The organism is uncultured Neisseria sp. (genome assembly GCF_951230505.1).
Classification (GTDB): Bacteria; Pseudomonadota; Gammaproteobacteria; order Burkholderiales; family Neisseriaceae; genus Neisseria.
Genome location: NZ_CATNVN010000098.1, coordinates 1 through 6,945, shown reverse-complemented (window position 1 = coordinate 6,945; position 6,945 = coordinate 1). Strand labels below are relative to the sequence as shown.

Genomic DNA, 6,945 nt, shown 5'->3' with positions numbered 1-6,945 from the left:
TTGCTATTGTTGCTGGAAGTATTGCTATTGTTGCTGGAAGTATTGCTATTGTTGCTGGAAGTATTGCTATTGTTGCCGGAAGTATTGCTATTGTTGTTGGAAGTATTACCGTTATTGTCAGTAGAATTGCCGTTATTCTTCTGGATGCCATTTGATGAACTAGTGATGGATGGAATGTCATTAGGCTGGTTGTTGCTGCATGCTGCCAGGCTCAGGACGATAATAGTTGCTGTGCTTACTTTTTTGAAAGACATAGATATTTCCTTTGCAATGAGTTGATTGATAATTAGAATGTAGATGTATTATCAAATAGTCATTTAAAAATATCAAGTAAATAATTTACAAAAATAATTGATTTGTTAAATTACGAGGCATTTTGTTATTTTTGGCCATTATATAGATGGAGAATTAGGTGTTAATGACAAAAAAGGTCGTCTGAAAACAGAAATCTCGTTTTCAGATGACCTTTTACCTTTATCTGTCAAACTGTGGCTGCTTCAGGTTTGACCTTGCTTTTCTTAAACTTCAACACGGCTTCTTCTTTTGCTGCATCCCAGTCTATCAGTACAAAGCCACCTTCGGTGAGTTTGCCGAACAGGAGTTCGTCGGCGAGCGGTTTGCGGATTTTTTCCTGAATCAGGCGGTTCATCGGGCGTGCGCCCATTTGCGGATCGAAACCTTTTTCTGCCAGATATTTGCGCAATGCCGGCGTAAATTCGGCTTCGACTTTTTTGTCGAGGAGCTGGTGTTCGAGCTGGAGCAGGAATTTGTCCACGACTTTGACGATAATGGGTTCGGACAAGGGTGCAAACGGGATAATCGCATCCAAGCGGTTGCGGAATTCAGGCGTGAAGAGCTTGTTGATGGCCTGCATTTCATCGCCGCGTTCGCGTTTGGCGGTAAAGCCGAGGCTGGGTCGGCTGAGACTCTCCGCACCTGCGTTGGTGGTCATAATCAGGATGACATTGCGGAAATCGGCACTCTTGCCGTTGTTGTCGGTCAGCTTGCCTGCGTCCATGACTTGTAGGAGGACGTTGAAAATGTCGGGGTGGGCTTTTTCGATTTCGTCCAAGAGCAACACGCAATGCGGCTGTTTGTTGACGGCTTCGGTCAAAAGGCCGCCTTGTTCAAAGCCGACGTAGCCCGGAGGCGCGCCGATGAGGCGCGATACAGCGTGGCGTTCCATGTATTCGGACATATCAAAGCGTTGCAGCGGTACGCCCATCGAGTAGGCAAGCTGTTTGGCGACTTCGGTTTTACCGACACCGGTCGGGCCGGAGAAGAGGAAACTGCCTATCGGTTTGTCGGGCAGGGCAAGGCCGGAACGCGACATTTTGACGGCGGCAACCAACGCATCAATGGCATTTTCCTGACCGTAAACCATGTTTTTCAAATCGCGGCCGAGGAATTGCAACACTTGTTTGTCGTCGTTCGACACGGTTTTTTCTGGAATCCGCGCGACTTTGGCGATGACGGTTTCGATTTGCGCTTTGCCGATGACTTTTTTCTGTTTGGATTTAGGCAGAATCCGTTGCGCCGCGCCTGCTTCGTCCATCACGTCGATGGCTTTGTCGGGCAGAAAACGCTCGTTGATATAGCGGGCAGAGAGTTCAGCAGCAGCTTCAAGTGCGCCTTGCGTATAGCGGACTTGGTGGAAATCTTCAAACATCGGTTTCAAGCCGCGCAGGATTTGAACGGTTTCGGAAACGTTGGGTTCGACCACGTCGATTTTTTGGAAACGGCGGCTTAAGGCGTGGTCTTTGTCGAAAATGGTGCGGTATTCGTCATAAGTGGTCGCACCGATACAGCGCAATGAGCCTTTCGCCAATGCGGGTTTGAGCAGGTTAGACGCGTCCATCGTGCCGCCGCTGGTGCTGCCCGCGCCGATGATGGTGTGAATTTCGTCGATAAACAAAATAGCGTGCGGGATTTTTTCGAGTTGCTTCAAGACGGATTTGACCCGAGCTTCAAAGTCGCCGCGGTATTTCGTTCCCGCCAAAAGCGAACCCATATCCAGCGCATACACTTCGGCTTCTTTAAGCGCATCGGGAATGTCGCCATTGACGATTTGATGTGCCAAACCTTCTGCCAGCGCGGTTTTGCCAACGCCAGCTTCGCCGACCAAAAGCGGATTGTTTTTGCGGCGGCGGCACAGGATTTGCACCAGCCTTTCCATTTCATGTTTGCGACCAATCAAAGGGTCGATACGGCCGGCTTTGACTTCGGCGTTGAGGTTGACAGTGTAGTCGGAAAGGGAGCCAGTTTTTTGTTCCGCTTCTTCGCCCTCGCGTCCCAGGCCGTCTGAATCATTGCCATCCTCGTCATCGGGCGAGCCATGGGCAATGCAACGCAAGACTTCAAAGCGCGTAATGGATTGCAATTTGAGGAAATAAACCGCATGGCTTTCAGATTCGCTCATCATGGCAACCAAAATATCCAAAGGCTCTACTGCGGCTTTACCGGCAGACTGGGTATGCACCATCGCCCGTTGGATAACGCGTTGGAAGCCCAAGGTCGGCTGTGTTTCGACCGTATCCAGAAGATGATCGGGAATTTGCGGCGTGTTTTCAGCAACGCTGGCGGCAAGCTGCTCGGACAGGACTTTCAAATCCGCACCACACAATTTTAAGACGTTCGGCACAGCTGCATCTTCTTCTATCAGCACCAAAAGCAGGTGTTCCAAGCTGATAAACTCATAACGAGCATTGCGTGCTTCACGATAGAGCAGTTGCAGGATGTGTTCCAATTCGGGTGAAAGCATGGTTTAAACCTCTTCGACTATACATTTGAGCGGATGCCTTTCAGCTTTGGCGCGTTCCATGACCTGATGCTGCTTGGTTTGCGCAATATCGCGCGTGTAGGTGCCGCACAGGCCTTTGCCTTCGTGGTGCACCAGCAACATAACGGCCACAGCCTGTTCTTGTGCAAGCATAAAGACTTCGGTCAGGATTTCGACGACAAATTCCATGGTGGTGTAATCGTCGTTCAATAAAAATACGCCGTAACGTTTCGGCGGTTGCGTGTTGATATCGCTGAGCAGGGTATCGGATTGGTGGTCGGTATTCTGATGGTTCATAAGCTTAGATTTCAGTTTTCAGACGGCCTGTTTAAGAGTGCAAACCGTTTTCTGTTGTATTTCAGCCAATTTTTTCTATTTTCCCACTTTTTTGAAAACATAGCTTGACGTTTTGTCTTAACAAATGTAAAAAGACGGTTAAGCAGAAGTTGGCACTCGACCGCGTAATAAAAAACGGGGGAGAAACGCTGAACGTTTTAGTTTGCTGTATGCCTTGTTTTGCTGATTTTGTTAATTTTTAAGTATAGGAAGTTTCTAATGGCAACCGGTATCGTAAAATGGTTTAACGACGCTAAAGGTTTTGGTTTCATCACTCCTGATGAAGGTGGCGAAGATTTGTTCGCTCATTTCTCAGCGATCAACATGGAAGGTTTCAAAACCCTGAAAGAAGGCCAACGCGTGTCTTTCGACGTAACCACCGGCCCTAAAGGCAAACAAGCTGCTAACATTCAAGCTGCTTAATCAAATGCGCGGCGTAAGCCGTAAAATCATGGCGGGGTTTCCCGCCATTTTTTATGGGCGTTCGAGTCAAGAATTATGAATCAAAATTCATCTTATCAAAATGCATTAAACCAGTTGGACGAGCTTATCCGTCATTTTCGCAGCGAAGGCGAGGTCAGCTGCGCCGTTGCCGAGCGTGAAGACCAAATCTTGATCCGCCTTGCCGATTTGAAACTGGATTTACGCCCTGAAGATGAAAAAGCCATTGCCGATATAGACCGCTTTTACCGTCGCCATGTTTTAAGCGAATAAACGTTTCAAAACCGTTTGCCGTTTTATTTTTTAAGCATGCCTGATAAAATAGGCCGTCTGAAAAGTTTGTAAAGAATCAGCACAATGAGTATTGCCAATAATAAAAAAGCCTTTCACGATTTCTTTATCGAAGACCAAATCGAAGCCGGTATAGTATTGGAAGGATGGGAAGTCAAAGCCATCCGCGCTGCACGCGTGCAATTAAAAGAAAGCTATATCTACTGGAAAAAAGACGCATTTTATCTGGTGGGCTGCCACATTACCGCGTTGCCCACTGCCTCGACACACGTCAAACCCGACCCTGTCCGTCCGCGTAAGTTGTTGTTGAAACAATCGGAAATCAATAAGTTAATCGGCAAAACCGAACGTGCCGGTTATACGATTGTGCCCTTAAACCTGCATTACACCCGCGGTAGAATCAAAGTGGAAATCGGTTTAGCCAAGGGTAAGAAACAGCATGACAAACGCCAAAGCCTGAAAGAAGCGGATTGGAAGCGTGAGAAACAGCGTTTGATGAAAAACGTACGTTGATTTTTTCAGACGGCCTTTTTATAAAGGCCGTCTGAATATTTATTGTTTGAACATTTTAAAAGGAAAACAGATGAAAACCATGATTTTAGCGGCGGCTTCAGCCGTATTGTTGCTGGGCGCATGTTCCACTACGGAACAAAGAGTATTGAAACCTGAAGAGCTGACCAGTATCAAACATGTCTGCATCATTCAAAATGCAAAAGTAAGACCGCATGATTTGGATCGTGCTTTGTCTAAAGCTTTGGCAAAACGCGGCATTGGCAGCACGATTGTAACCGCAGACAACCGTGGCAAACTGTATGATTCTTCTTGCCCGTATAACTTGCGTTACAAAACTAAAGGCAATAACGAAATCTTGCGTAAAGGCGTATTTGTGTTGAGAAGCACGAAGTATGCGGTTTCTACGGTCAGCTATTCTTTGAACGATGAAAACCACTTCCGAACCAATCCTGATTTGGTGAAACAGGCTGAAGGCGTTGTGGCCAAATTGTTGGAAAAAAACAGCAAATAAAAGCCAGAATAAAAAACCGGCTTGCCGTGATATGGAGAATATCGGGCAAGCCGGTTTTATTTTCAGACGGCCTTAAATGGATTTGATTTTTTCCCAAAGGGTTTTGACTGTACCTTGATAGTAGGTTTCGGAAGTGCAATAGATTGTTTCTAAAGCGCATTGTCCTTGTGAGCCGTATTTTTTGATGCACTGGTTCAAGGCAATTTGATGCACGGTTTTGAAACGTGGGGAGGTAATGGCCACCACGTTTTGAGCAGTCAATTTGCCCATGGCTTTAGGGTAGGCAACAGCGATACAGGTGTTGTGCAGAGGGACAACCGTTTTGCAGCCTGTTGCTTGGCCTGAGCTGATGCCGGCTAAGGCATCTTGGCCTTTGCAGAATGTTTCGAGTTCGGCTGTCGCATCCAGTTGGGTGGCATTTTCTTTAGTGGTTTTGATTTGCAGCACTTCATTGCTGTCGGCAGGGTTTTGCCACATGGCCAGGTAGCCGTAAGTATCGGCAGCCAGGGCGGCAGGAGTCAATGCGCAAAGGATAAGTGTCGTTAGTGTTTTTTTCATGTTCGTTCCCTGTTTGTTGGGTATTTGTTGTCATTATAAAGCAAAAGTACTTATTTGATATAAATTTGCCATGAAAATGAAAATCCGAATGACAAACAGATGATAGGCCGTCTGAAATTTCAGACGGCCTGTTAATGATGTTTTAAAGAATAGGGCGTAGCTTAGAGGCTTATACGCCGTGGCGGTCAAGCCAACGTTCGGCATCAAGTGCGGCTTGGCAGCCGGAAGCGGCGCTGGTGATGGCTTGACGGTAGGTATGGTCTTTAACGTCGCCTGCTGCCCATACGCCTTCGATATTGGTGGCGCCAACATTGTCGCCGGTGCCGCCTTTGGTTTTCAAATAGCCGGTTTCATCCATGTCGAGTTGACCTTTGAAGATATCGGTGTTGGGTTTGTGGCCGATGGCGATGAAGACGCCTTTTACAGCGATTTCTTCAGTGCTTCCATCATTGTGTTTCAGGCGTGCACCGGTAACGCCGCTTTCGTCGCCTAAAATTTCATCAATCGAGCTGTTGAGCTTGAGGATGATTTTACCTTCTTCAACCCGTTGCATGAGTTTGTCCACCATGATTTTTTCGGCGCGGAAGCTGTCGCGGCGGTGAATCAGGGTAACGGTGTTGGCAATATTGGCAAGGTAGAGTGCTTCTCCCACAGCGGTATTGCCACCACCGACTACGGCAACATCTTGTTTTTTATAGAAGAAACCATCACAAGTTGCACAGGCGGAAACGCCTTTGCCGGCAAAGGTTTCTTCGCTTGGCAAACCTAAATATTTGGCGGATGCGCCGGTGGCAACGATGAGCGCATCGCAGGTGTATTCGCCCATATCGCCTTTGAGGGTAAACGGACGGTTTTGCAAATCAACGGTGTGGATTTGGTCGAAAATCATTTCAGTACCGAAGCGTTCGGCATGAGCTTGGAAACGGGCCATTAGTTCCGGACCTTGTACGCCTTCTGCATCGGCAGGCCAGTTGTCCACTTCGGTGGTGGTCATCAGTTGTCCACCTTGCTCAACGCCGGTAATGATTACAGGGTTTAGGTTGGCACGGGCGGCATAGACGGCGGCAGTATAGCCGGCAGGGCCGGAGCCGAGGATGATGAGTTTATGATGGTTGCTCATGATGGTTTCCTTGCTGATAAATGATTGAATTTTGTCGTATCTAAGCTTTCAGACGGTCTGAATTTTACTTGAATCTGCCGCCGTCTGAAATGTATTTGTTGCTTGGGTTTAGTGGCTGTCTTTCCATTGATAGTATTTTGAACCGAGGAAAGAGCCGAGTTTACGCAGGAAAGGCTGGGTAATGATGTTGCTGTGGCGCAGTTGCTCAAAAGGTTTCAGACGGCCGTCATCACCCATGATGGCTTCGGCAATTGCCAAGCCGGCAATGCCGGTAATCGCCATGCCGTGTCCGGAATAGCCTTGGGCGTAGAAAACGGTAGGGGCGAGGCGGCCGAAATGTGGGGCGAGGTTGCGTGTAATGTCGCATTCGCCGCCCCAAGAATGCTCGATTCTGAC

At 47.8% G+C, this 6,945-nt stretch carries 8 protein-coding genes and 1 pseudogene; 4 read left to right on the top strand and 5 right to left on the bottom strand.

Annotated features, from left to right (window positions below):
• Positions 1-481: 481 nt before the first annotated feature.
• A complete protein-coding gene (clpA, locus tag Q1M25_RS06990; RefSeq protein WP_300483313.1) occupies positions 482-2,761 on the bottom strand; it encodes an ATP-dependent Clp protease ATP-binding subunit ClpA in 2,280 nt (759 codons plus the stop codon).
• 3 nt (positions 2,762-2,764) lie between these two features.
• A complete protein-coding gene (gene clpS / locus Q1M25_RS06985) occupies positions 2,765-3,076 on the bottom strand; it encodes an ATP-dependent Clp protease adapter ClpS (protein WP_300483310.1) in 312 nt (103 codons plus the stop codon).
• A 258-nt stretch (positions 3,077-3,334) separates the two neighbouring features.
• On the opposite strand from clpS, the gene Q1M25_RS06980 reads away from it, so the two are divergent.
• From Q1M25_RS06980 to Q1M25_RS06965, 4 genes are all read left to right on the top strand, one after another.
• Positions 3,335-3,538 (top strand): cold-shock protein, encoded by a 204-nt coding sequence (locus Q1M25_RS06980; RefSeq protein ID WP_002217533.1) that lies wholly within the window; start codon positions 3,335-3,337, stop codon positions 3,536-3,538.
• A gap of 75 nt (positions 3,539-3,613) precedes the next feature.
• On the top strand, positions 3,614-3,829 hold the full coding sequence (locus Q1M25_RS06975; protein ID WP_003679564.1) for a hypothetical protein: 216 nt from the start codon (positions 3,614-3,616) through the stop codon (positions 3,827-3,829).
• A gap of 84 nt (positions 3,830-3,913) precedes the next feature.
• On the top strand, positions 3,914-4,360 hold the full coding sequence (smpB, locus tag Q1M25_RS06970; RefSeq protein ID WP_003679566.1) for an SsrA-binding protein SmpB: 447 nt from the start codon (positions 3,914-3,916) through the stop codon (positions 4,358-4,360).
• A gap of 70 nt (positions 4,361-4,430) precedes the next feature.
• Entirely contained in the window at positions 4,431-4,871 is a 441-nt protein-coding gene (locus Q1M25_RS06965) for a hypothetical protein (protein ID WP_003682952.1), read from the top strand.
• A 72-nt stretch (positions 4,872-4,943) separates the two neighbouring features.
• On the opposite strand, the gene Q1M25_RS06960 is transcribed toward Q1M25_RS06965, so the two are convergent.
• From Q1M25_RS06960 to Q1M25_RS06950, 3 genes and pseudogenes are all read right to left on the bottom strand, one after another.
• Positions 4,944-5,429 (bottom strand): DUF4189 domain-containing protein, encoded by a 486-nt coding sequence (locus Q1M25_RS06960; protein ID WP_300483286.1) that lies wholly within the window; start codon positions 5,427-5,429, stop codon positions 4,944-4,946.
• Between the two features lie 169 nt (positions 5,430-5,598).
• Positions 5,599-6,549 carry a thioredoxin-disulfide reductase gene (gene trxB / locus Q1M25_RS06955; RefSeq protein ID WP_150537524.1) on the bottom strand — a complete coding sequence of 317 codons (951 nt, stop codon included), beginning with the start codon at positions 6,547-6,549 and terminating at the stop codon, positions 5,599-5,601.
• Between the two features lie 108 nt (positions 6,550-6,657).
• Positions 6,658-6,945, bottom strand: a pseudogene (locus tag Q1M25_RS06950) (FAD-dependent oxidoreductase); the annotation flags it as partial.